This is a genomic window from Pontibacter pamirensis (assembly GCF_010015475.1).
GTDB classification, from domain to species: Bacteria; Bacteroidota; Bacteroidia; order Cytophagales; family Hymenobacteraceae; genus Pontibacter; species Pontibacter pamirensis.
Window position 1 is genome coordinate 1 of the sequence record NZ_SSNI01000115.1, and the last position, 1033, is coordinate 1033.

The following is a 1033-nucleotide window of genomic DNA, read 5'->3' on the forward strand; positions in this document are numbered from 1 at the left end:
GCTCGACAAAGACCATGAAAAGACCACTAAAAGCGCAGAAGCATGGGTACTATGGCAGAATTGTCAGCTCATTCTTAACCGGATTGACTAAAAATCAGAACGTTACAAATTTAAACATGCTCTAAGGACAATAATGCAGCCTTGCAGAAAAAGATAAGAGACTTAGAATCTAAGGTTAAAACAGCTGATGATATATTGAAAGATAATGTTCACCTTAAAACTAGGTTATCAGAACTATCTAAAAGCTATAAAGAATTACAAAACCTTAAAGAGGCACAAGAAGAGTTATTATCAGATAAAGATGAGAATAAAACTATAAGTAAAGTAATAGATTTAATTACAAAAAATTGATATGTGAACAAATACATTGAGGCTGTAAATAAGATAATCAGTCTGAAAGCAAATCATCAAAATGATGAAGTCTTACAATATTTTATTTCTTTAGGCTTGATAAAGTCTACCAATAATTACGTTGCGACAGATAATGGAGTAGATCTTGTGCATTATACTCTAACAAGTTTAGGAAAGAGAGTTTATAATCATTTTATTAATAAAGAAATTATATATTAATACTTACAATTGAATATTCCCAATAACTTAGAATGAAAGAAACTTAAAGCCTATAAAGGCTATTTAGCAGGAAAGAATTAACCTTAACTATATTCTGTGCTGTAGTCCTCTTGGCTCTCCTTGCAGCGTATCTTTAGCAAAGAACAATGTAGCTAAGCTGCAGGTGCGCCTCATTCCCTTTATATAACAGCTGCAATTAAACATTTCTAACTATTCCGTCCCCTAAACCTCCCTTACTTTGAATCAGCAATTATAATTGACTGATTTATAATATATTGATTTAACCATACATAATCGGCACCGCAACACCCAAATTACAAAGCCACTACCCCCAGCTGGAATTGCAATGTTTTACTGGAGACTTTTCTCAGGCAGCCACTGCCTGGTTGTACAACAGGCTTTCATATTGGCAAGGAGTCAGGTAACCAAGGGCTGAATGCCTCCTTTTCCGGTTGTAAAAACT

At 34.0% G+C, this 1033-nt stretch carries 2 protein-coding genes; one reads left to right on the forward strand and one right to left on the reverse strand.

Going from position 1 to position 1033, the window contains the following annotated elements; genetic code table 11:
• Positions 1-141 precede the first annotated feature (141 nt).
• Positions 142-351, forward strand: coding sequence for a hypothetical protein (locus E1919_RS27180; RefSeq protein WP_162056535.1), 210 nt, complete (start codon positions 142-144; stop codon positions 349-351).
• Positions 352-937: 586 nt separating this feature from the next.
• Here E1919_RS27180 and E1919_RS28235 read toward each other — a convergent pair.
• Positions 938-1033: IS3 family transposase (locus E1919_RS28235; protein ID WP_394351841.1), on the reverse strand; the 96-nt coding region annotated here is incomplete at its 5' end.